The organism is Streptomyces sp. NPDC002870 (assembly GCF_042888505.1).
Taxonomy (GTDB): domain Bacteria; phylum Actinomycetota; class Actinomycetes; order Streptomycetales; family Streptomycetaceae; genus Streptomyces.
Map to the genome: position 1 here is coordinate 505,523 of NZ_JBIAPW010000001.1, position 21,161 is coordinate 526,683.

The following is a 21,161-nucleotide window of genomic DNA, read 5'->3' on the forward strand; positions in this document are numbered from 1 at the left end:
CGGGACCGGGGCCGTACTGGAGCCGAGCTGTGACGCTGCGCTGATTTCAGCCTCTGCGGCGTTTGAGGAGCGAGGTCCGGGGCGGAGCTCCGGTTCGGTGGGGGACCGGCTCCGCGCAGCGGTCAGAACGCCGGGCGTTCCGGGTCGAGGGCCGCGCGGCCCTCTGCCGGCGACGACGCCTCCGCGAAGTGCCGGCGCGGGATGCGCCCCGCCCGGCGAGCCAGACGGCCCGCCTCGACCGCGTGCCGCATCGCCTCCGCCATCAGCACCGGCTCCTGCGCTCGGGTGACCGCAGAGGCCAGCATCACCGCCGCGCAGCCCAGCTCCATCGCCAGTGCCGCGTCGGAGGCCGTGCCCGCGCCGGCGTCCAGAACGACAGGCACGCGCGCGTGCTCGACGATCAGCTGGAAGTTGTGCGGATTACGGATGCCGAGACCGGAGCCGATCGGCGAGCCCAGAGGCATGATCGCCGCGCAGCCAGCGTCCTCCAGCTTCCGGGCGAGCACCGGATCGTCATTGGTGTACGGCAGGACCGTGAAGCCGTCGTCGACCAGGGTCTCTGCCGCCTCCAGCAGCTCGATCGGATCGGGCAGCAGGGTGCGCTCGTCAGCGACGACCTCGAGCTTGATCCAGTCGGTGCCGAGGGCTTCGCGCGCGAGCCGGGCGGTCAGCACGGCCTCGCCCGCCGTGAAGCAGCCCGCCGTATTGGGCAGGACGCGGATGTTCAGCCTCTCCAGGACGGACAGCACGGAGCCCTGGACGGTCGGGTCGAGGCGGCGCATCGCGACGGTGGTGAGTTCGGTGCCGCTGGCGACGAGGGAGCGTTCGAGTACGTCGAGGCTGGGCGCCCCGCCGGTACCCATGATCAGGCGGGAGTTGAACGTGCTGCCGCCGATGGTGAGACGGTCGTCGGCCATGCCCGTCAGCCTCCCTGCACTGCGGTGAGAACCTCGACGCGGTCGCCGTCGTCGAGGAGGGTGCCGGACCACTGACTGCGCGGGACGACCGCTTCGTTGACCGCGGCCGCGACCCCGGAAGGGGCGGCGGTGAGGTCCGCCACCAGGGTGTCCAGGGTGGTCCCGGTGGCGAGCTCACGGGCCTCGCCGTTGACGGAGACGTTCAGGAGGTTCATGCGGGCTGCTCCTGGGGCACGGGGGAGAAGCGGCGAGGTGTGAAGGGGCGGGCCTCGTCCGGCAGCTCGCCGGTGACCAGCACGGCGGCCATCACATCGCCGGTCACGGGCGTGAGGAGCACCCCGTTGCGGTGATGGCCGGTGGCCAGATGCAGACCGGGCAGGGCGGTCGGGCCCAGCAGTGGAGCGTTGTCCGGGGAGCCGGGGCGCAGCCCCGCGCGGGTCTCGGTGAGCGGCAGCTCCGTGATGCCGGGCACCAGCTCGTGCGCGTCGCGCAGCAGCTCGTACACCCCGCCGGCGGTGACCGTGGTGTCCCAGCCGAGCTCCTCGCTGGTCGCCCCGACGATCAGCTCACCGTTCTCGCGCGGCACCAGATAGACGTGGCTGCCGCGCACCACGGCCCGTACGGTCCGGGAGAGGAAGGGCGCGTACGCGGGCGGCACGGTGAGCCGCAGAACCTGGCCCTTCACCGGCCGCACCGGAGGCAGCACATCCACCGGCACACCGCCGAGCCTGCCGCTCAGCGAGCCGCCCGCGAGGACGATCTGGTCCGCGGTGAGCTCGACGGCATCCCTCAGCACTGCTCCGACCGCCCGGTCCCGTACCACGGAAAGACGCTCCACCCAGCCGCGATGGAAGACCACCCCGGCCCGCTCGCAGGCCGTCACCAGCGCCGCGGTCAGCCGCCGCGGATCGACCTGGTGATCGCCGTCGACCCGCAGGCCCCCGCGTACGCCCGGCGCGAGCATCGGCTCCAGACGGCGGCATTCGCGCCCGGCCAGCCACTCCGACTCCAGGCCGGAGCGCCGCTGCAGGGCGTGCAGTTCACGCAGGTGCGCACGGTCGTCGGCGTCCAGGGCGACGGCCAGCGTGCCGCATGCGCGGTAGCCGACACGCTGCCCGCTCGCCTCCTCGAGCTCGGCGACGAACGCCGGATAGCGCCGGGCGGACTCCACGCTGAGGCGGAGCAGCGTCTGCTCGCCGTAGTGCAGCTCGGTCACGGCGGCGAGCATGCCAGCCGCGACCTGCGCGGCCCCGCCGCCCGGCTCCGGATCGACGACGGCGACGCGCAGTCCGCGCTGCGCCGCACGCCAGGCCGTGACCAGGCCGATGATTCCGCCCCCGACCACGAGGACATCTGATGTACGAGACATGGGCGTCCAGCCCCTCCCTTCGCCGGCATGACCCGGATCAGGTTCGTACGGTCGGAGGCCGCCCAGCCTCCCTCTCAGCCCGGTGCGTCCGGACTCCCGCGAGTGCCTTACGGTGGCCACCCTAACCCCAGCCCCCAACTCGCAGTAAGGGAGCAGCCGCTGTGGCACGGTCGCTCGACGGACTTGTACTCTCGCCGGTCGCCGACCAGGCTCCGGGCCAGGTGGGGACCCGCACCCGGTTCACGTACCACGAGCGGGACGGCCGCATCTGGGCCGAGTACGAGGGCGGCGACGTCGTACGCGGCCACCTTGTGGGGACGCGGGAGGGCGACCGGCTGGACTTCCGGTACGTCCAGCTGAAGACGGACGGCCGGACGGCCTCCGGGCACTGCGTCTCGACCGTGGTCGAGCTCGAGGACGGGCGAGTCCGCCTGGAGGAGACCTGGGAGTGGGAGTCCCAGGAGGGCAGCGGGACGAGCGTTGTGGAGCAGCCAGCGACCTGACGGTCCATCAGGTGCGTAAGGTTGTCGGGTGAGCGAGCAGCAGACAGCACAGGGCGCGCGGCGCGTGGTCGTCGTCGGCGCGGGGATGGCCGGTGTGCAGACCGCCGTGGCCCTGCGGGAACAGGGCTTCGCGGGACCGGTCACCGTGATCGGCGCCGAACCCCACCAGCCGTACGACAGGCCACCCCTCTCCAAGGCGATCCTGCTCGGCACGGCGGAGGGGTCGGCCTTCGAGCTCGACTTCGAGGTGCTCGACATCGAACTGCGGCTGGGCTGCGAGGTGACCGGCGTACGCCCGCAGGCGCACGAACTGGACACAGAGGCGGGAGTCGTCCCGTACGACGTCCTCGTCATCGCCAGCGGCGCGGAGCCGATCACGCTGCCCGGCGCCGAAGGTGTCCCGGGCGTCCACCTGCTGCGCACCCTCGACGACGCCGACCGGCTGCGCCCCGTCCTCGCACGGCAGCACGACATCGTGGTCGTCGGCGCCGGCTGGATCGGCGCGGAGTTCGCGACGGCCGCCCGCGAGGCGGGCTGCACGGTCACCGTCGTCGAGGCCGCCGACCGCCCCCTCGCGTACGCCCTGCCCGCCGAGGTCGCCGCCCCGATGACCGACTGGTACGCGGAGTACGGCGTCGAACTGCTCACCCACGCGCGCGTGGCCGACGTCGAGCCCGGCACGGTGATCCTCGCGGACGGCCGGCAGCTCCGGGCCGGGGCGGTGGTCGTCGGCATCGGCGCACGACCCGCCACCCGCTGGCTCGCCGGCTCCGGCATCGAGCTGGGCCCGGACGGCGCAATCACCGCCGACGAGCATCTGCGCACCTCGCTGCCCGATGTGTACGCCGTCGGGGACTGCGCCTCCTTCCCGTCCGGCCGCTATGGCGAGCGGCTGCTCGTGCACCACTGGGACAACGCCCTGCACGGGCCGCGCACGGTCGCCGCCAATGTCCTGGCGAGCGCACTGGGGCAGGCGCCCGAGGTCTACGACCCGGTGCCGTACTTCTGGTCCGAGCAGTTCGGACGCTTTGTGCAGTACGCGGGCCATCACCCGGCCGCCGACACGAGGGTGTGGCGGGGCAATCCGGCGGACGCCGCCTGGTCGGTGCTGTGGCTGCGTGAGGGCGCGCTGGTCGCGCTCCTGGCCGTCGGCCGGGCCCGCGATCTGGCGCAAGGGCGCAAGCTCATCCTGGCCGGCGCACGGCTGGATCCGGACCTGGCCGCCGACCCGTCCGTCCCTCTGAAGGCGGCGGCTGTCCAGGGCTGAATGCGGGCTCGTGTCCAGGGTCCGGGTACCGACTGTCAGTCCGGGATGGCACGCTTGTCCTGTGACCGAGATTGACGCAAAGATCGATGCTCTCGTCCCCGCCTGGCTCCACCTTCCCGACATCGCGGAAATGCTCGATGTCGAGGTGACACGCGTACGGCAGCTGGTCAAGGAAGGCCAGCTGATCGCCGTACGCCGTGGTGAGAACCGCGCGCTTCAGGTGCCTGCCGCCTTCATCGACGGCAACAAGGTGGTCAAGGGTCTCGCCGGGACCCTGACGCTCCTGAGGGACGACGGCTTCACCGACGAAGAGATGCTCGAGTGGCTCTTCACCCCCGACCCGACCCTGCCGGGCACGCCCGCGCAGGCGCTCAGCGAGAATCGCGGCACGGAGGTGAAGCGCCGGGCCCAGGCGCTCGCCGTCTGACGTCCTGAAGACAACACCACGCGGTGTGCGGGCGGGGGTCAGTGGTGCCTGCCCGCACGCCGCCGACCCACCCGGGGGGAACACCCATGTCCACGGCTCGTGCGCTGCTGTCCGACGCCCGGATCTATCTCTGCACGGACGCCCGCAAGCAGCAGGGCGACCTCGCCGGGTTCCTCGACGCCGTGCTCGCCTCGGGGGTCGACATCGTGCAGCTGCGCGACAAGGGCATGGAGGCGGCCGAGGAGCTGGAGCACCTCCAGGTCTTCGCCGACGCCTGCCGTCGGCACGGCAAGCTGCTCGCCGTGAACGACCGCGCGGACGTGGCCCATGCCATCGGCTCCGACGTGCTGCATCTGGGGCAGGGCGATCTGCCGGTCCCTGCCGCCCGCGCGATCCTCGGCGACGAGGTGCTCATGGGCCGCTCCACGCACGCCGAGTCCGAGGTCGACGCGGCGGTCGCCGAGCCCGGCGTGGACTACTTCTGCACGGGCCCCTGCTGGCCCACCCCGACCAAGCCCGGGCGGTACGCCCCGGGGCTCGGCCTCGTGCGGTACGCCGCGGGGCTCGGGACCGACCGGCCGTGGTTCGCGATCGGCGGGATCGATGCGGGCAACCTCGACGAGGTGCTGGACGCGGGTGCGCGCAGAATCGTCGTCGTGCGGGCGATCACCGAGGCCGACGACCCGGCAGCGGCCGCCGCCTCCCTCGCCAAGCGGGTGCGGGAGCGCGTCGGATAACCGTCCGAGGGGCAACTGTCCGAGGGGTGGACAGAAAACCGGCGAATTCGGACGTATTTCCCCCGTCCGGTTGGGTGACCGGCCCGGCCTGGATAGCCTGCGGGTATGGCCCTCGGTACAGCTTCGACCAGGACGGATCGCGCACGGACCGTGCGCGAGCTTCTTGCTACCGGCAAAACTTCCTACTCGTTCGAGTTCTGGGCGCCCAAGACCGAGAAGGGCGAGCGGAACCTCTGGAATGCGCTCCGCAGGGTCGAGGCGGTCGCCCCCAACTTCGTCTCCGTGACCTATGGAGCCGGCGGCTCGACGCGCGCCGGCACGGTCAAGGCCACCCAGCAGATCGCCGCCGACACCACTTTGACGCCCGTCGCGCACCTCACCGCGGTGGACCACTCCATCGCCGAACTGCGCAACATGATCGGCCAGTACGCGGACGCCGGAATCCGCAACATCCTCGCCGTCCGGGGCGACCCGCCCGGCGACCCGATGGGCGAGTGGGTCAAGCACCCCGAGGGCGTGCGGTACGCCGCCGAGCTGGTCCGGCTGATCAAGGAGTCCGGTGACTTCTGCGTGGGCGTAGCCGCCTTCCCCGAGATGCATCCGCGCTCGGAGGACTGGGACACCGACATCCGGCACTTCGTCGACAAGTGCCGGGCCGGCGCCGACTACGCGATCACGCAGATGTTCTTCCGGCCCGAGGACTATCTGCGGCTGCGCGACCGGGTCGCGGCCATGGGCTGCGAGACCCCGATCATCCCCGAGATCATGCCGGTCACCAGCGTCAAGCAGCTCGAACGGTTTGCGCAGCTCAGCAATGCCGCGTTCCCGCCGGACCTGAAAGAGAGGATCCTCACCGCCAAGGACGATCCGGCCGCTGTACGCTCCATTGGGATCGAGTTCGCGACGGAGTTCTGCGCAGGACTGCTCTCCGAGGGAGTCCCCGGACTGCACTTCATTACGCTCAACAACTCCACCGCGACGCTCGAAATCTACGAGAATCTCGGACTGCACGGGCAGTCGTGATCGGTCGTAGCCGCCCCGACCTGGGGCGACGGCCGAAGGAGAGGGGCGGGCATGGGCTGGACGGTCCTCTATATCGCGTTCGGTGTCGTCGCGCTGTGGCTGCTCGGTGAGGTGCTGCTGCAGTACAAGGCGCGGCTGCGCTGGCGACTTCTCGCCTTCGTCGGGTTCCTCGGCGTGGTCTTCGGCGTCCTGCTGCCGTCCGTCGTGGTGATCGCGCTCGGCGCGATCGCCTTCGCCGTCGGCCAGACGTATGTCACGCTCTCCTTCCGCCGCGGCTTCTCCACCGGCTGGGCGCTCGGCGGAAGCCCGGGCGTGAGCCCCCGCCGCAAGTCCGGCGCCAGGTCGGGGGCGGCTTCGCGCGAGCCCTCGCTGGAGGTCACCGACCTCTCCTACGAGCCTGCCGCGCCGTACGAGCCCGACCCGTACGAGCCCGACCCGTACGAGCCCGCCGCGTCGGCGTCGCAGCGCGAGCCGGTCTACGAGCCGCAGCCTCTCCCGGACGACACCGGGCAGTACGGCGTGTACAGCGACGCCGCCTACGCGGCCCAGCAGCAGGACCAGAGCCAGAACTACGCCCAGTACGGCGGCGCGTACGACAGCTCCGGCTACGAGCAGCAGCCGGCGGGCCAGGACAGCTACGCCGGGCAGTACGACTACGGGACGGGCCAGCAGCAGTACGCCGCGTACTCCGATCCGTATGTCGGCGGCCAGCAGTACAACGCGTACGAGGCGTACGACAGTTACGGCGGCCAGCAGCTGTACGCCGACCCGTACGCCCAGCATCAGTACGGCGAGACTCCGCCCGGCGGGGTGTGGGTGCCGCAGCAGCGCGACGGCGAGCAGGAAGTGCCGCCGATGCCGCAGGAGCAGCCCTCCCCCTACGGCTACGACACCGGGTACAACGAGCAGCAGTACCGCTACTGACAAGCCGGTTACCGGCGGCTGGTCCCTGACAGCCGGTCAGTCGCAGCCGTCACTGGCAGCTGTCATTGGCAGCCGTCACTGGGAGCCGCTACTGGGAGCCGCGGAAGTCCGCGCCCTCCACGATCAGACCGGCCACCAGCGCCCCCGACATTCCCGCGTGCGCAAGACCGCCGCCCGGGTGCGCGCGGCCGCCCACCAGATACAGGCCGGGCAGCCGTGTGCTGTTCGCCGGATGCAGATAGCGTCCGCCCTTCCCGGCGAGCGCGGGCGCGGGCAGCGGTCCCGTCTCTGCGGGCGTCAGGGTCTCGTGCCACAGCAGGCGCTCACGTATCTCCGCAACGGCCGCGGACGCGGCGTCGATCAGCACATCGGCGTACCCCTCGCGCAGCGACGCGTCGGTCCAGTCGACCGGGCTGCCGTGTCCCATGACCGTCGCTGAGAGGGTGACCGCCTCATGCCCGTCGTCGGGGCGGGTGCGTGGATCGTCGGGCCGCAGCACGGTGACGGTGGGCCGCTCGGCCGTCCGCCCGCCGAAGACCGCCGCCGCCTCCGCCCCGGCGTCGGGGGAGTGCACGACGCTCCGGTGGACGGCCGATGCGGGCCGCGCCCCGCGCAGCGCGAGCAGCACGGTGAACCTGGCAGGCAACTGACCGCCGCCGGCGCCCTGTCGAGGCCGTACGTCTCCGTCCCGCCACAGCTCGTGCCCGACGAGATCCGCAGCCTCTGCGCCCGCCACCACATGGTCGGCCTCTGCGACTGTGCCCCCGGCGAGCTCGACCCCCGCCGCCCGCCCGTCCTTCTCGACGATCCGGGTCACCTCGGACCCGAAGACGAACTCCACTCTCCGGGCCAGACACCGCTCGTAGACTGCGCGTGCCAGCTCGCGCATCCCGCCCTCGACGTACCAACTGCCGAAGGTCTGCTCCATGTACGGCAGCAGGGCGGCGCTCGCCGGGGCGTGCCGGGGATCCAGGCCGTACGCCAGGGCGTACCCCTCGAGCAGCGCCGCAAGCCGCGGTTCCGCAAGCTCCCAGGCGGCGACCTCGGAGACCGTCGAGGCCTGCCGGGCGCGCAGCAGCCTGCGCTGTCGCGGAGCGGGATACGGATCGCGCTCCAGCACCCGCCGGTCGGCCCACAGCGGCTCTTCGAGCAGTGGCCGCCGGGAACGGTCCCAGGCGTCCCTGGCCCGCCCGAGGAACGCGCCCCACCGCTCGCCCGCTCCCGCGCCCAGCGCGGCGTCGAGCGCGGTGACGACACCGGCCCGCGAGGCGTTCGGCAAGGACACCTCGGTGCCGTCGGCGAACACGTGCCGGCTCGACGGGTCCACCTGGGCCAGCCCGACGCACTGCTCCAGCGGCTCTTTGCCGGTCTTGACGAACAGGTCCCGCCAGACGGCGGGCAGATGCAGCAGACCGGGGCCGGTGTCGAAGGCGAAGCCGTCGCGCTCGAACCGGCCCACCGCGCCGCCGTAGCTCGCCGAGCGCTCGTACACCGTCACCCGGTGGCCTGCCACGGCCAGCCGGGCGGCAGCCGCCATGGCGCCCATCCCGGCGCCGATCACCGCAATCCGTGCCATGCCCGCGACTTTATCGGCACCCTCTGACCCCTGGATCCCCGGCCACCTCACGCCGCTGACCAGCACGTCCTTCCGAGAGGGAGTACGGACGCGGACGCGATGGTGACCAGTCGGCCTGCCGGCCGGGTGGGGATGAGTGCGGACGGCTGAGTATGCGTACCTAGTGGGTGAGATGAGTACGCGCGCGGATGGGGTCTCACCTGCATAGAAGGAAGAGTGGAGACCACGGAAGGGGCGCAGCGCCGGTACCGCCGACACGGGGCGGCGGAACGGCGCGGCTCCCCTGACGGAACGGGGGTGCACGACGGAGGACCTGATGACCAGGGTTCTCCGGCACAACGGGGGATACGGGGGATACGGGGGAACGGGGGACACGGGGGGAACACGCCGGTCCGGCGGGGCTCGGGGGGATCGAGCCTCACCGGACCGGCACTTCTGTGTCGTACGGCCTCTCACGCGCCCTCTGGCACGGCCCGCTGTACGCCCGCTCGTGCGCCCGCTCGTACGGCCCTTCAGCGGCCGCTGACGCGGCCGTGCAGCAGCCGCGACAGTGCAGAGTGCACATCGTCGAGCGACCGCTCCGGCTGGAAGGCCTGCCAGTCCAGCGCCGCCACCAGCACCATCCCGACCAGTGCCGCCGCCGTCAGCGGAATGTCGATCTCCTCGCTCAGCTCGCCGTTCTCGACGGCTTCCCGCAGCACCGTCTCGACGACGGCGACCGCCTGCTGCCGTACGACGAGAAGCGTCGACTGCCAGGCCCTGTTGGTGCGCCACAGCTCGGCGACGTACAGCTGGGTGAAGGCCGGATAGCGGTCTATGAAGACCAGACCGGCCCTGACCATCCCGTCCAGCGCCTCGACCTTGGTGCCGCCGTGCTCCGCCGTCGCGTCGGCGGCGGACTGCAGCGAGGCGGTGAGCAGGCCCACGCCGTACCGCAACAGCTCCTCGAACAGCTCGGTCTTGCTCTTGAAGTTGTAGTAGACCGTGCCCTTGGCGACCCCGGCGCGTTCGGCGATCTCGTCCACCGTGGTGGCGGAGAAGCCCTGCTCGGCGATGAGCGTCACCGCGGCCTCGTAGAGCTTTGCCCGGGTCGCCCGGCGTCTGGTGCTGGTGCTGTCCATGGCGTCCATGACGTCGATTCTCACAGGTCCGCCCGCCTCACAGACTCAGCTCGGGATGCAGACGGTCGAGCGTCCACACCTGTTTGCGCCGCGCGGACACGGCGGTGAGCGCGATCGCGCCCGCGGTGAAGGCGATCAGCACCGCGCACGCCTGCCAGACCGGGCCGAGGCCGCCGCCCGTGATGAGCCTGCGCAGCGCCTCGACGACGTAACTCATCGGGAGGAAGGGGTGGATGGCGTTGAAAAACCCCGGGCTGGTCTGGACGGGGTAGGTTCCGCCGGCGGAGGTCAGCTGAAGCATCAGGAGGGCGAGCACGAGGATCCGGCCCGCGGCCCCGAAGCGGGCGTTCAGCCACTGGACGATCGCGGCGAAGCAGCAGGTGACGAGGGCGAGGAAACCCACCGTCCCGGCCGCGTACGCCATGTTCATGCCGAGGCCCCAGTGCAGTACGGACATCAGCGCGGCGACCTGGGCCAGGCCGATCGCGGCGACGGGCAGCCAGCCGGCCACGGCGATGCGCCAGGCGGATGCGCCGGCGGCGAGGGCCCGCCCGTTGAGCGGCTGGATGATCATGTAGGCGACCATCGCGCCCACCCAGAGGGAGAGCGGGATGAAGTACGGGGCGAAACCGGTGCCGTAGTTGGGCGCCTTGTGCAGCGACTGGCTCGCCAGCCTGACGGGGTCGGCCATCACCTCGGTACGGCGGTCGCGGTCCTTCTTGTCGTAGTCGGGGATCTTGTCCACGCCGTCGTTGAGCCCGCCGGCCAGCTCGGTCGAACCGTCGGCGAGTTTGAACAGGCCGCCGTCCAGGGTGTTGGCGCCCTTCTTGAGCTTGCCGACGCCGCTGTCGAGATCGGTCGAGCCGGTCTTGGCGCCGGTCAGGCCGGTGTGCAGTTTGTCCGCGCCCAGAGCGACCTTCTTGGCACCCGAATTGAGCTCGTTGATCTTTCCGACGGCGTACTCAAGGTCCTCGTCCAGCTGCGGTGACCGCTTGGCCAGGTCCGTCGCCTGTCGCTGCAGCGTGGCGAGATGGCCGTCCAGCTTCTTCAGATCGCCGTCGTTGTCCTTGATCAGGGCATTGACGTCGTCGGCGACCTTGGCGACGTCGGCCGCCGTGTCCTTGGCGGTCTTGAGGTCGGAGCAGAGGGCCGGGTCGGGCAGCACGGCGTCCTCGCAGCGCGCCTTGTAGACGCTGCTCAGCTTGTCGGCCGACTTGTGGGCCAGCGCCGCGCGGCCGGGCGCCGTCTTCACGAGGATGCCGAGGTTGCGGCGTACCGCGCCTGACGCATCGGCGACCAGGCGGGCCGTGTCGCCGATCGTCCTGCCGTTGTCCTTGAGGTGCGGACGGACGTCGGCGGCGATCTTGTTGACCTTGTCGGCGAGCACCTGGGTGCCGTCGGCGACCTTCTGTGAGCCGGTCTCGAGGTCGCCCGCGCCCTTGTTCAGCTTGGTCAGGCCGCCGGCCAGCCTGCCGCTGCCGTCCTTGGCGTCCTTCAGGCCGTCCGCGAGGTCCTTGGAGCCCTCCTTCGCCTTGCCGACCCCGTCCTTGAGCTTGTCGGCACCCTTCGCCGCCTTCTCGGTCGCGTCATGGATGTCGGAGAAGGAGATGAAGATCCGGTCCAGGAACGTGCGGGAGGTGTTGGTCGATGCGGCCGTGCGCACCTCCGCGAAGACCGTCCGCGAGATCTGACCAACGATGTAGTTGTTGGCGTCGTTCGTACGGACCTGAAGGGCACCGGCCTCGGGGGAGTCGCCGGAGCTGGACGCGATGCGCTCGCTGAAGTCCTTCGGCATGGTCAGCGAGAGGTAGTACGCGCCGTCCTCGACGCCCTTGCGGGCATCGGCGGCGCTCACCTCGTGCCAGTCGAAGACCTTGCTCTCGCGCAGGTTCTCGGTGATCTCGTCGCCCGCGGCGATCTTCTTGCCGGCGGCGGTGGCTCCCTTGTCGTCGTTGACGAGGGCGACCGGGATCTTGTCGAGCTGGCCGTACGGGTCCCAGAAGGACCACAGGTACAGCGCGCCGTAGAGCAGTGGCAGCAGCAGGACCGCGACGAGTGCGGCGCGCGGCAGCTTCCCCCTGCCGAACCGCTTCAGCTCAAGCGCGGCCAGTTTCGGCGAGCGCATCGGCCTTCCCCTCCTCGTCGTCGGTGGTGCTTTCTGTGGTGTCTTCGGGCGTCTCGCTGTTCGCGGGCGTCTCGGAGTTCGCGGGCGTCTCGCCGTTTTCGCTCGTGCCGGTGTCTTCGGCCGCGATGGTGCGGATGACGGTCGTGTCCTCGGGCGCCTGACTGCACACGGCGAGCACGGTCGTGCCGGCCTCGGCGATGGAGCGCAGCAGCCGCCAGGCCTCGGCCCGGTCGGCGTCGGAGAGCTTGAGATCGGCGTCGTCGACGGCGAGCAGGCTGGGGCGGCCGACCAGCGCCAGGGCCACGTACAGGCGCAACGCCTCCAGCCGCTCCAGATCGCGCACGGAGGTGCGCTCCTGCTTGGGGAGCGCTGCCAGGTCGAGTCCGGCTGCCTCGAGTGCTTCGTCGATACGGCTACGGGCCGCGGCGGTCCTCTCGGCGCGCGGGCGCAGCAGAGCGCGCAGCGCGCCGTCGAAACGGCGCTGCAGCAGGGCACGCTCGCGCAGATGCTCGGCGACGGTCAGCGCCGGGTCGAGCTCGCTGACCCCCGGCACCGGCCCGAGCGCGCTGATCCTGCGTACGGCCGCCATCTTCTTCGGCAGCGGCAGACCGCCGACTTCAGCACTGCCCTCGGTGGGGCGCATCCGGCCGGTGAGCGCGAGCAGCAGGCAGGTGCGGCCGGAGCCGGACGGACCCTCGATCGTGATGAGTGAGCCGGGTTCCGCCCTGACGCTCACCGAGCGGAACGCCCAGCCGCGCGGGCCCTTGAGCCCGAACTCCTCGGCGGTGATGGCCGCCCCGTGCGGGCTGTCCATGTACCCTCCCCCAGTTTTTGCACTGACCAGTCAGTTCAAAAACTACCCCCGAACCTACGGTCGAAGCAAAAGAGCAGGTCAGGGCGGATTGTCAGTGGTGGCCTCCACGATGGACACATACGGCCACAGTGCCGTCACACGACGACAGGAGGTTCGTCATGGCCAGCTCCTACGCAGCAGCCGCACCCCGGCGCCGCGCCACCGGCCCTGCCCCCTCACCGACCGGACCGGCGAACGACGTGCACCCCGTCCTGCGGCGGGCCTCGGCACCGCCCGCCGCCCTCGACCTGCTCGCCCAGGCCCGTACGGGACTGGACGAGGCCGCCACTCTCGAAACACCGAACGAGCAGTACGCCACCGCCCATCTGGCGGCCCTGCGCACCGCGGCCGCGGTGCTGGCCGCCCGAGGCCGCCCGGAGACCGGCGCACGCCGCAGGCAGAGGATCCGAAGCGCCTGGGAAGTGCTGCCGGAGATCGCGCCCGAACTGACCGAATGGAGCGCCCTGTTCGCCTCTGGCGCCCGGCGCAGGGCGCGCGCGGAGGCGGGCATACAGGGCGCGGCGAGCCGCCGCGACGCCGACGATCTGCTGCGCGACGCGGCCATGTTCCTGCGCCTGGTCGAGCGGCTGCTGGTGCTCCAACCGGTGCTGCCGCAGCCGAGGACCGAGCATCCGGAGACGAGGGAAGCCGCAGGGTAGGGCGTAGGGGGCGCCGCCGGGTGAGAAGGGAGGGCTGGGGTGCCCGGCGGAGGCAATAGGGTGGACTGAGTCTTCGAGGTATTCAAGGTATTCAAGCCATTCAACGTGTTCGCACCGTCCGAGGAGTCAACTGCCGTGTCGGACCTGATGCGCCCCCGCGCCTCCCTCCGTACCGCCGTGGTCTGGGACGTCCTCAAGGACGCCCTCGACCGCCGGGTCAAGGCAACCGGGACGGACGCCCTGGACGTCCTCGACACTGGCGGCGGCAGCGGCTACTTCGCGGTGCCCGTCGCCCAGCTCGGGCACCGCGTCACCGTGGTCGACCCCAGCCCGAACGCACTGTTCGCCCTGGAGCGCCGGGCCGCCGAGGCCGGTGTGGCCGACCGGGTCCGCGGGGTCCAGGGCGACATCCACGGCCTGTTCGACGTCGTGGAGCGCGACGGGTACGACGCGGTGCTCTGTCACGGCGTCCTGGAGTACGTGGACGACCCCGCCGAGGGCGTACGCAACGCGGTGGACGCGCTCCGCCCGGCCGGTGCCATCAGCCTGCTCGCCGCCGGGCTCGGCGGGGCCGTCCTTGCCAGGGCGCTGGCCGGGCACTTCGCCGAGGCCCGCCAGGCTCTCACCGACCCCGCGGGCCGCTGGGGCGACGGCGACCCGGTGCCGCGCCGTTTCACCGCCGAGCAGCTCACCGAACTCGTCGCCGGGGCCGGCGTCGAGGTGGGTGCCGTGCACGGCGTAAGGGTCTTCGCCGACCTGGTCCCGGGCGTCCTGGTGGACACCGAGCCAGGCGCCCTGGACGCGCTGCTCAAGCTGGAGGCGGCGGCGGCCGAGCTGCCCGCCTTCCACTCCGTCGCGACCCAGCTGCACGTCCTGGGCGAGAAGCGGGGCTGATCAGCGGCGCAACCGCACATGGAGTACGCCACAGACCCCCCGATCGTGGGCTTCGCCCCGTATGATCGGAGGACACCATCCGGCATGACGGATCGGAGGTTGGGGAATCTACGCCTCAGCACCCAAGCCGCCATGGCGGCCCGGACTGGCGAATTGGCGTAGAGGGCGGGTTTCACGGGGGCGATTCCCTGCCTATTCTGAAAGGGCCGCTTACCGGTCGCCCCCCGCGGCCGACAACTAGGAGGACTCCGTGCCGCTCTCGGAGCACGAGCAGCGAATGCTCGAGCAAATGGAGCGAGCGCTGTACGCCGAAGATCCCAAGTTCGCGACAGCGCTTGAGGGAAGCGGGCTGCGTACACACACCCGGCGACGGGTCTACCAGGCGGTCGTCGGCTTCCTGGTGGGTATCGCGCTCCTCATGGCTGGAATGGTCGCGCAGCAGATCTGGATCAGCGTGGTGGGATTCCTCGTCATGCTGGGCTGTGCGGTGCTCGCGGTCACCGGATGGCGCAAAGCGCCCAAACCCGGTGAGCAGCAGACCCTGGGGGACGCGGCAGCGGCTCCTGCCGGCCGCCATCCCCGTCGGCGCAAGTCGATGATGGACCGGATCGAGCAGCGGTGGCAGCGCCGCCGCGACGAACAGGGCGGCCACTGAACCGCCTCATCAAAACGTGCTGAAACGGTGAGGGGCGACGCTCTTGAGCGTCGCCCCTCACCGTTTCTCGTGCAGCGCTCGTGCTCCCGTGCAGCGCTCGTGCTCTCGTGCAGCGCCTCGAGCGGCGGGAGTCGGGCCGGGCTCGCGCCCGGCCCGCTGCCGTCAGACGGCGTCCGACCCGCGTCAGCCTCGCTGCCGGGATGCGCGGCTCAGGATTCCCGGCCACCGGCTTGGCGACCAGCGGCTTCCCGACCAGCGGTCAAGACGCCAGCGGCGCACGCCCCACCGGTCCGTGACGGACGCCCAGCGCGCCGACAGGGCCCACACCACTCGGACGGTGGAGCGGGGCGCGAGCAGTGCCCGCAGCCGTGTACCGCGGCTCACCGCAGCCCCGAGCCCGGCCCGGATCTGCTGGGCGTCATCCGCCAGCCCCGTGCCCGGCCGGGGCTCCGGCGCATACAGAACCTGCTCCACCGCACCGGCCACCCGGTGCACCGCGTCGGCCGCCTCGCCCTCCAGCTGTCCCAGCCGCACGATGCGGGCAGCGGCCTTGCGCGGCGTCTGCGAATCGTCGGGCAGGATGCCGTGGTCCCACGCCGTATCGGAGATCTCCTGCCAGGCCGCCAACGTCCGGGCCGCCGCGTCCGCGGGCGTACGCCCGCCGGAGCCGAGGCGTCGCCCGCGCACTCTGATCCGCCACAGCATCGGCAGCAGCGGCACCAGCACCACCGCCACCACGGCCAGGCTCACACCCAGCACGGTCCCCAGCGGGGTCCCGGGTTCAGCCGGAGGCAGGATCTCCTGCGGAGCCGCCGCGCCGCACTCGCCGAGCTGCTTCGCCTGCGCCGGGCAGGTGTCCGACACCGAAGGCGCGGCCGAAGGCGTCGCCGCAGCGCTGGTCTCGGGCTGCGTCGGGTTGCTCGCTCCGCCGGACGGTGACTCCGGGCGCGTGTAGTCGGGCGCGGTGCCCCGGCTCGGGGTCGGCTCGAACCGCGTCCATCCCACGCCCTCGAAGTACAGCTCCGGCCAGGCGTGCGCCTCGCGCAGTCCGACCGACATGGTGCCGTCCGCCCTCGGCGAGCCTGGAGTGAAGCCCACCGCGACCCGCGCCGGTATGCCCAGCGTCCTGGCCATCGCGGCCATCGAGAACGAGAAGTGGACGCAGAAGCCCTCCTTCTCCCGCAGGAAGCGGGAGATCGCGTTGACGCCCGTGCCGGACTGCACCTGGGTGTCGTAGCGGAAGCCGCCCTCGATCGCGAACCAGTCCTGGAGCTTGACCGCCCGTTCGTAGTCGTTCGTGGCGCCCCTGGTCACCGTCGTCGCGGTGTCTCTGACCACGTCCGGAAGCGCATCCGGCACCCGGGTGTACTCGCTCAGCAGGTTGGCGGGCGGGGTGGGCGCGCTCGCCAGCTGGGCCGGCGTCGGCTTCACCAGCAGGCTGGTGACGGAGTACTGCGCGCCACGGGTCGTCTGGCCACGGTCGCCCACCAGGGTCCGGCCGGCGGGCTCGTAGCGCCAGCGTCCGTTGATCTGTACCTCGGACGCCGGGTAGGGGAGCGGCAGCCAGCTCTGCCGGTACGAGCCCGCAGCCGAGATGTTCGTCTTGATCTCGGTGACGCCTACGGACGGGCTCAGGCCGTCCGGCTGCGGAAGCCGGTCGGGCACGTCCTTGACCTTGCGCTCCGAGGACTTCCACGCCGTGCCGTCGAACTGGTCCAGCGCGACGATCCGCAGATAGAGGTCCTTGGTCTCCGTCGCGTTGGTGCGATACCGGATGACCTCGCGGTCCTCCGGCTGGTTGAGGCTGTCCTGCAACGAGACCAGCGGGTTCACCGCGGAGATGGTGCCGCCGCCGGAGCCCGCGCCGTCCCCGACGCCCGTGCTGTTCAGCAGCCCGCCGTCCAGTGCGGGCAGGGCCGCCGGGACCACGAGCGCGACGCCCAGCGCCAGCGCGCCGATCCGGCGGCCCGTACGGACCGGTGCCAGGGCTTTGCCGCCCGCCGAGTCGAACCCGGCAGGGGCGTGTCCCTGCCCGGGTGCGGCACCGCCGAAGACGCGGCCCCACTGGGAGAGCCGGTCCCGGCCCTCGGCCAGCAGGAGCACCAGATATCCGGAGGCCGCCAGCAGGAACCACATCCAGCTCGCGCCGCCGGAGAGGCCCGCGGCCACCGAGAACAGCGCCAGCAGTGGCAGCCCGGCCGGGGCGGCGCTGCGGAACGTCACCGCGAGCGCGTCCACCGCCAGGCCGATCAGCAGCACTCCGCCGATCACCATGATCCTGATGCCGTCGGTGGCCGGCGCCGGGATCGCGTACCGCCCGACGTCCTCGCCACCCGCGTTCAGCAACGTCCCGAAGTGCTGGAACGCCTCGGGACCCGGCAGCACGCCGAGAATCGCCTGGCTCCGGGCGAAGACCACGGTGAGCACCAGCAGCGTGACGAGCGCCTGCACCGTCACCGTCAGCGGCCTGGCCAGCGGCACCCGCCGGCCGAGCGCGCCGACCCCGCTCTGGATCGCCAGCAGGAACGCCGCCTGCACCATCCAGCTCGCCGGATCGACCAGCGGCAGCATCGCGCCCGCCGCCATCAGGGTGGCGGCGTAGGCACAGAGAGCCAGCCGTCCGCGACCGCTCATGACCAACCCCCAGAGAAACCGTTCGTACCGCTGGACGACTCGCTGCGCTGCCGGCCCGCCTGCTGCCACAGATCGCTGAGCGGCGTCCCGGGCGGCACGGACAGGGCCGTCCAGCCCGCCTCGCGGAGCAGTCTCAGCCGGTCTTCGACCGCCCCGGCCACCGCGCCGGTCGTCACCCAGGTCCCGCTGTCCAGGACGAAGGCGACGGCCGCGCCGCTGCGCTGCCGCATACGGGCCGCCAGGGCCGCCTGCTCCTCGTCCAGATCGCCGAAGAAGGCGACCAGCAGTCCTTCGTTCCCGCCGCGCAGCACGTCGTACGAACGCGAGAGCCCGGCCCCGTCGGAGTGGTCGACCACGGCAAGGGTGTCCATCATCAGTCCCGCGGAGTCCGCGGACTCCTGCGTCGACCCGGCGAAGCCGTCGGCGCCCTCACTGGGCACCGAGCTTCCGGTGTCCGTCAACAGCCGGACCGCGAAGCCCCGTTCCAGCATGTGCACCAGGGCCGAGGCCGCGCCCGACACCGCCCACTCGAAGGCCGAGTCGGGACCCGCGCCCTGATAGGCGATCCGCCGGGTGTCGAGCAGCACCGTGCACCTGGCCCGCTGCGGCTGCTCCTCGCGGCGCACCATCAGCTCGCCGTAGCGCGCCGTGGAGCGCCAGTGCACCCGGCGCAGATCGTCGCCGTAACGGTAGGTGCGAGGGATGATGTCGTCGTCGCCGGCCAGCGCCAGTGAGCGCTGCCGTCCGTCGCCGTACCCCGATGCCTCGCCGGCGAGCCGCACCGGCGGCAACGCCTCGGTCCGCGGAACGACGGTGAGGGTGTCGTACGCGCTGAAGGAGCGGGTCAGCTCGCACATCCCGAACGGGTCGCTCAGCCGCAGCTGCAGCGGCCCGAGCGGATAGCGCCCGCGCAGATCCGAACGGACCCGGTACGACACCTCGCGCCGGCCACCGGCCTCCACCCTGTCCAGCACGAACCGTGGCCGCGGCCCCAGCACGTACGGCACATGGTCCTGGAGCATCAGCAGCCCGGTGGGCAGCCGCGAGACGTTGTCCATGCGCAGGTGGACCCGCGCCTCTGAGCCCGAGGGCACCCGCGACGGCGTGAGCCGCCGGCTGCCCGCGACCCGGTAGCGGGTGCGGTACAGCACGGCCACACAGGCCAGCGGCAGCACAGCCAGCAGCAGTCCGACGCGCAGCAGGTCGCCCTGCCCGAGGACATACGCGCACACCGCCGCCGCCACTCCGGCCGCGAGGAACGAACGCCCGCGTGTGGTGAGCCCGCCCAGGGCCGCCCGCAGTCCGCTCGTGTCCTTGCCTTCCGCGGCGGCGGGGCCCCCGGCCGACGACATCACAGCCGCCGGGCGCCGGGCTGCTGGCCGTAGAGCGGCGCCTGGGCCGGACGGCCCGGGACATAGACGCTGTCGGAGCTGCCGGCCGTGGGCACCGGGATGCGCTGCATGATCTCCAGCACGACCTGCTCCGCCGTACGCCGGTTCAACTGAGCCTGAGCGGTGGGCAGCAGCCGGTGCGCGAGCACCTGCACGGCCAGTGCCTGGACATCGTCCGGCAGGGCGTAGTCACGGCCGCTGAGCGCAGCCGAGGCCTTCGCGGCACGCAGCAGATGCAGCGTGGCACGCGGCGATGCGCCCAGTCTCAGGTCCGGGTGGCTGCGGGTGGCCGCCACCAGCTCCACGGCGTACCGCCGGACGGAATCGGCGACATGGACCGTTCGCACAGCGTCGATGAGCTTCACGATGTCGTGGGCGTGGGCCACCGGCTGCAGATCGTCGAGCGGCGAGACCCCGCCGTGCACATCGAGCATCTGCAGCTCGGCCTCCGCGCTGGGGTAGCCGATCGAGACCCGCGCCATGAAGCGGTCCCGCTGCGCCTCCGGCAGCGGATAGGTGCCCTCCATCTCCACCGGGTTCTGGGTGGCCACCACCATGAAGGGGCTCGGCAGTTCGTACGTGTTCCCGTCGATCGTGACCTGGCGCTCCTCCATCGACTCCAGCAGCGCCGACTGCGTCTTGGGCGACGCGCGGTTGATCTCGTCGCCGATCACGATCTGGGCGAAGATCGCGCCCGGTTTGAACTCGAAGTCGCGCCGCTGCTGGTCGAAGATCGACACACCGGTGATGTCGGACGGCAGCAGATCCGGTGTGAACTGGATACGCCGCACCGAACAGTCGATGGACCGCGCCAGCGCCTTGGCCAGCATTGTCTTGCCCACGCCCGGCACATCTTCGATCAGCAGGTGCCCCTCCGCGAGCAGCACTGTCAGCGAAAGCCGTACGACCTCAGGCTTGCCCTCGATCACACCCTCCACCGACCTGCGGACACGCTCCGCTGTGGTGGTCAGATCTGTGAGGCTCGCTCGATCGTCATAGGTCGTCACCCGGCCCTCCTCGGCCCGTTCTACGGGCCGATGCTCTCCAGACGGCCCGGCCCACCCCGAAACACGGACACCGTCTCCGGAAGGTTCCGGAAGGGTGTCACAGACGCATTCTTGTTGGCGTTACCGCGTCGTGTCACTCGCCTGTGGATATGTGGGTGTGAATTGTCAGTGTTGCCATGCTTTATCCGGTGTGCGGGCGGTCACCCGGCGGGATCGATCTCCCGCAGCAGCCCCTCCGTCACATCGAACACAAAGCCCCGGACGTCGTCGGTGTGCGGCAGGAACGGCGAGGTGCGCACCCGCTGCATCGACTGCCGTACGTCCTGATCAACATCCCGGAACGCCTCCACCGCCCACGGCGGCCGCTGCCCCACCTCGTCCTCCAGCTCGTGCCGGAAGTCCTCCGTCAGACTCTCCAGACCGCAGTTGGTGTGGTGGATGAGTATGACGCTGCGGGTGCCGAGCGCCCGCTGGCTGATGGTCAGCGAGCGGATCACGTCGTCCGTGACCACACCGCCGGCGTTCCGGATCGTGTGACAGTCGCCCAGCTCCAGCCCGAGCGCGTCGTGCAGGTCGAGCCGGGCGTCCATACAGGCGACCACGGCCACCTGCAGCACGGGACGGGCGTCCATTCCCGGATCCTGGAAGCCGGCGGCGTAGCGCAGGTTCGCCTCGACGAGACGATCGGTGACCGTCCCGCCGGAACGTACTGCGTCGGCAGGGTGGTGCGCGGAAGTCGACATGAGGACGACGGTAATGGGCACAGGCGGGCGAAGCTCGCTGTGAGGGGGGACAAAGAACGTCAATGAACCTTGTTGTGACCTAACCCACAGGCGGGATGCGGCCGCGTCCGTACGAGTGAAGTGTCCGCTCCCCCGGCCCGTCCCGTGCCCCCCGCGCGACGCGCCAGCCGGTTGATTGACCGGCAGGACGCGTGGACTAAAGTGACGCGCAGTTCACGGACACTTCCAGCACATCTTGTAATTTTCGATGTTTCCCCCGCGTGTGCGGCGTACGTGCGGGCGGGGACCCGGCAGTACGTACCCCCGCGCCGGACCTGAGAGGGCGCATGAGCGAGC

At 71.3% G+C, this 21,161-nt stretch carries 20 protein-coding genes and 1 riboswitch; of the genes, 9 read left to right on the forward strand and 11 right to left on the reverse strand.

The annotated features are described in order from the left end of the window. Nucleotides 1-122: 122 nt before the first annotated feature. The 3 genes from ACFYWY_RS02275 to thiO form a co-directional block, all read right to left on the reverse strand. Complete coding sequence (locus ACFYWY_RS02275; protein WP_389178273.1) at nt 123-917, reverse strand: thiazole synthase; 795 nt, start codon at nt 915-917, stop codon at nt 123-125. A 5-nt stretch (nt 918-922) separates the two neighbouring features. Next, a complete protein-coding gene (thiS, locus tag ACFYWY_RS02280; RefSeq protein WP_389178275.1) occupies nt 923-1,132 on the reverse strand; it encodes a sulfur carrier protein ThiS in 210 nt (69 codons plus the stop codon). Continuing rightward, nucleotides 1,129-2,286, reverse strand: coding sequence for a glycine oxidase ThiO (gene thiO, locus ACFYWY_RS02285; protein WP_389178278.1), 1,158 nt, complete (start codon nt 2,284-2,286; stop codon nt 1,129-1,131). The genes thiS and thiO overlap by 4 nt, the downstream gene beginning before the upstream one ends. Beyond that, nucleotides 2,284-2,396, reverse strand: a riboswitch (TPP riboswitch). Its footprint overlaps the gene before it by 3 nt. A 51-nt stretch (nt 2,397-2,447) precedes the next feature. Here thiO and ACFYWY_RS02290 point away from each other — a divergent pair. The 6 genes from ACFYWY_RS02290 to ACFYWY_RS02315 all read left to right on the forward strand — a co-directional run bounded on the left by ACFYWY_RS02290 (nt 2,448) and on the right by ACFYWY_RS02315 (nt 7,167). Next, the gene (locus tag ACFYWY_RS02290) at nt 2,448-2,789 is read left to right on the forward strand and encodes a hypothetical protein (protein WP_389178280.1); all 342 of its coding nucleotides are present in this window, start codon (nt 2,448-2,450) and stop codon (nt 2,787-2,789) included. Between the two features lie 85 nt (nt 2,790-2,874). Then, the gene (locus ACFYWY_RS02295) at nt 2,875-4,056 is read left to right on the forward strand and encodes an NAD(P)/FAD-dependent oxidoreductase (RefSeq protein ID WP_389178423.1); all 1,182 of its coding nucleotides are present in this window, start codon (nt 2,875-2,877) and stop codon (nt 4,054-4,056) included. Nucleotides 4,057-4,117: 61 nt separating this feature from the next. Then, nucleotides 4,118-4,483: an Rv2175c family DNA-binding protein gene (locus tag ACFYWY_RS02300; protein ID WP_389178282.1), complete on the forward strand. Its 366-nt coding sequence runs from the start codon at nt 4,118-4,120 to the stop codon at nt 4,481-4,483. A gap of 86 nt (nt 4,484-4,569) precedes the next feature. Then, nucleotides 4,570-5,220, forward strand: a complete 651-nt coding sequence (gene thiE / locus ACFYWY_RS02305) for a thiamine phosphate synthase (protein WP_389178284.1) — start codon at nt 4,570-4,572, stop codon at nt 5,218-5,220. Nucleotides 5,221-5,325: 105 nt separating this feature from the next. After that, the gene (gene metF, locus ACFYWY_RS02310; RefSeq protein WP_389178287.1) at nt 5,326-6,243 is read left to right on the forward strand and encodes a methylenetetrahydrofolate reductase [NAD(P)H]; all 918 of its coding nucleotides are present in this window, start codon (nt 5,326-5,328) and stop codon (nt 6,241-6,243) included. A 51-nt stretch (nt 6,244-6,294) separates the two neighbouring features. Next, the gene (locus ACFYWY_RS02315) at nt 6,295-7,167 is read left to right on the forward strand and encodes a hypothetical protein (protein ID WP_389178290.1); all 873 of its coding nucleotides are present in this window, start codon (nt 6,295-6,297) and stop codon (nt 7,165-7,167) included. Between the two features lie 88 nt (nt 7,168-7,255). On the opposite strand, the gene ACFYWY_RS02320 is transcribed toward ACFYWY_RS02315, so the two are convergent. From ACFYWY_RS02320 to ACFYWY_RS02335, 4 genes are all read right to left on the reverse strand, one after another. Then, the gene (locus tag ACFYWY_RS02320) at nt 7,256-8,743 is read right to left on the reverse strand and encodes a phytoene desaturase family protein (RefSeq protein ID WP_389178293.1); all 1,488 of its coding nucleotides are present in this window, start codon (nt 8,741-8,743) and stop codon (nt 7,256-7,258) included. A gap of 512 nt (nt 8,744-9,255) precedes the next feature. Beyond that, entirely contained in the window at nt 9,256-9,864 is a 609-nt protein-coding gene (locus ACFYWY_RS02325; protein ID WP_389178426.1) for a TetR/AcrR family transcriptional regulator, read from the reverse strand. Nucleotides 9,865-9,901: 37 nt separating this feature from the next. Continuing rightward, nucleotides 9,902-11,989: a YhgE/Pip family protein gene (locus ACFYWY_RS02330; protein WP_389178296.1), complete on the reverse strand. Its 2,088-nt coding sequence runs from the start codon at nt 11,987-11,989 to the stop codon at nt 9,902-9,904. Further along, nucleotides 11,961-12,803 (reverse strand): ATP-binding cassette domain-containing protein, encoded by an 843-nt coding sequence (locus ACFYWY_RS02335; RefSeq protein ID WP_389178299.1) that lies wholly within the window; start codon nt 12,801-12,803, stop codon nt 11,961-11,963. The genes ACFYWY_RS02330 and ACFYWY_RS02335 overlap by 29 nt, the downstream gene beginning before the upstream one ends. A gap of 158 nt (nt 12,804-12,961) precedes the next feature. On the opposite strand from ACFYWY_RS02335, the gene ACFYWY_RS02340 reads away from it, so the two are divergent. From ACFYWY_RS02340 to ACFYWY_RS02350, 3 genes are all read left to right on the forward strand, one after another. Beyond that, nucleotides 12,962-13,501 (forward strand): SAV_6107 family HEPN domain-containing protein, encoded by a 540-nt coding sequence (locus tag ACFYWY_RS02340; protein WP_389178302.1) that lies wholly within the window; start codon nt 12,962-12,964, stop codon nt 13,499-13,501. A 135-nt stretch (nt 13,502-13,636) separates the two neighbouring features. Beyond that, on the forward strand, nt 13,637-14,395 hold the full coding sequence (locus ACFYWY_RS02345; protein ID WP_389178305.1) for a methyltransferase: 759 nt from the start codon (nt 13,637-13,639) through the stop codon (nt 14,393-14,395). A 250-nt stretch (nt 14,396-14,645) separates the two neighbouring features. Then, on the forward strand, nt 14,646-15,050 hold the full coding sequence (locus tag ACFYWY_RS02350; RefSeq protein ID WP_389178308.1) for a DUF3040 domain-containing protein: 405 nt from the start codon (nt 14,646-14,648) through the stop codon (nt 15,048-15,050). A gap of 183 nt (nt 15,051-15,233) precedes the next feature. Here the strand turns inward: ACFYWY_RS02350 and ACFYWY_RS02355 are convergent, their stop codons facing one another. The 4 genes from ACFYWY_RS02355 to ACFYWY_RS02370 form a co-directional block, all read right to left on the reverse strand. Continuing rightward, nucleotides 15,234-17,684, reverse strand: a complete 2,451-nt coding sequence (locus ACFYWY_RS02355) for a DUF3488 and DUF4129 domain-containing transglutaminase family protein (RefSeq protein ID WP_389178311.1) — start codon at nt 17,682-17,684, stop codon at nt 15,234-15,236. Beyond that, nucleotides 17,681-19,036 (reverse strand): DUF58 domain-containing protein, encoded by a 1,356-nt coding sequence (locus tag ACFYWY_RS02360; protein ID WP_389178314.1) that lies wholly within the window; start codon nt 19,034-19,036, stop codon nt 17,681-17,683. The genes ACFYWY_RS02355 and ACFYWY_RS02360 overlap by 4 nt, the downstream gene beginning before the upstream one ends. Next, nucleotides 19,036-20,082, reverse strand: a complete 1,047-nt coding sequence (locus tag ACFYWY_RS02365; RefSeq protein ID WP_389178317.1) for an AAA family ATPase — start codon at nt 20,080-20,082, stop codon at nt 19,036-19,038. The genes ACFYWY_RS02360 and ACFYWY_RS02365 overlap by 1 nt, the downstream gene beginning before the upstream one ends. 200 nt (nt 20,083-20,282) lie before the next feature. Beyond that, on the reverse strand, nt 20,283-20,825 hold the full coding sequence (locus ACFYWY_RS02370; RefSeq protein ID WP_389178320.1) for a beta-class carbonic anhydrase: 543 nt from the start codon (nt 20,823-20,825) through the stop codon (nt 20,283-20,285). Nucleotides 20,826-21,161: the final 336 nt, after the last annotated feature.

What these genes read in the sequence shown, in the direction of transcription:
- ACFYWY_RS02275 (WP_389178273.1), bottom strand. Translation starts at nt 917, where the DNA reads ATGGCCGACGACCGTCTCACCATCGGCGGCAGCACGTTCAACTCCCGC.
- thiS (WP_389178275.1), bottom strand. Translation starts at nt 1,132, where the DNA reads ATGAACCTCCTGAACGTCTCCGTCAACGGCGAGGCCCGTGAGCTCGCC.
- thiO (WP_389178278.1), bottom strand. Translation starts at nt 2,286, where the DNA reads ATGTCTCGTACATCAGATGTCCTCGTGGTCGGGGGCGGAATCATCGGC.
- ACFYWY_RS02295 (WP_389178423.1), top strand. Translation starts at nt 2,875, where the DNA reads ATGGCCGGTGTGCAGACCGCCGTGGCCCTGCGGGAACAGGGCTTCGCG.
- thiE (WP_389178284.1), top strand. Translation starts at nt 4,570, where the DNA reads ATGTCCACGGCTCGTGCGCTGCTGTCCGACGCCCGGATCTATCTCTGC.
- metF (WP_389178287.1), top strand. Translation starts at nt 5,326, where the DNA reads ATGGCCCTCGGTACAGCTTCGACCAGGACGGATCGCGCACGGACCGTG.
- ACFYWY_RS02315 (WP_389178290.1), top strand. Translation starts at nt 6,295, where the DNA reads ATGGGCTGGACGGTCCTCTATATCGCGTTCGGTGTCGTCGCGCTGTGG.
- ACFYWY_RS02320 (WP_389178293.1), bottom strand. Translation starts at nt 8,743, where the DNA reads ATGGCACGGATTGCGGTGATCGGCGCCGGGATGGGCGCCATGGCGGCT.
- ACFYWY_RS02325 (WP_389178426.1), bottom strand. Translation starts at nt 9,864, where the DNA reads ATGGACAGCACCAGCACCAGACGCCGGGCGACCCGGGCAAAGCTCTAC.
- ACFYWY_RS02330 (WP_389178296.1), bottom strand. Translation starts at nt 11,989, where the DNA reads ATGCGCTCGCCGAAACTGGCCGCGCTTGAGCTGAAGCGGTTCGGCAGG.
- ACFYWY_RS02335 (WP_389178299.1), bottom strand. Translation starts at nt 12,803, where the DNA reads ATGGACAGCCCGCACGGGGCGGCCATCACCGCCGAGGAGTTCGGGCTC.
- ACFYWY_RS02340 (WP_389178302.1), top strand. Translation starts at nt 12,962, where the DNA reads ATGGCCAGCTCCTACGCAGCAGCCGCACCCCGGCGCCGCGCCACCGGC.
- ACFYWY_RS02355 (WP_389178311.1), bottom strand. Translation starts at nt 17,684, where the DNA reads ATGAGCGGTCGCGGACGGCTGGCTCTCTGTGCCTACGCCGCCACCCTG.
- ACFYWY_RS02360 (WP_389178314.1), bottom strand. Translation starts at nt 19,036, where the DNA reads ATGTCGTCGGCCGGGGGCCCCGCCGCCGCGGAAGGCAAGGACACGAGC.
- ACFYWY_RS02370 (WP_389178320.1), bottom strand. Translation starts at nt 20,825, where the DNA reads ATGTCGACTTCCGCGCACCACCCTGCCGACGCAGTACGTTCCGGCGGG.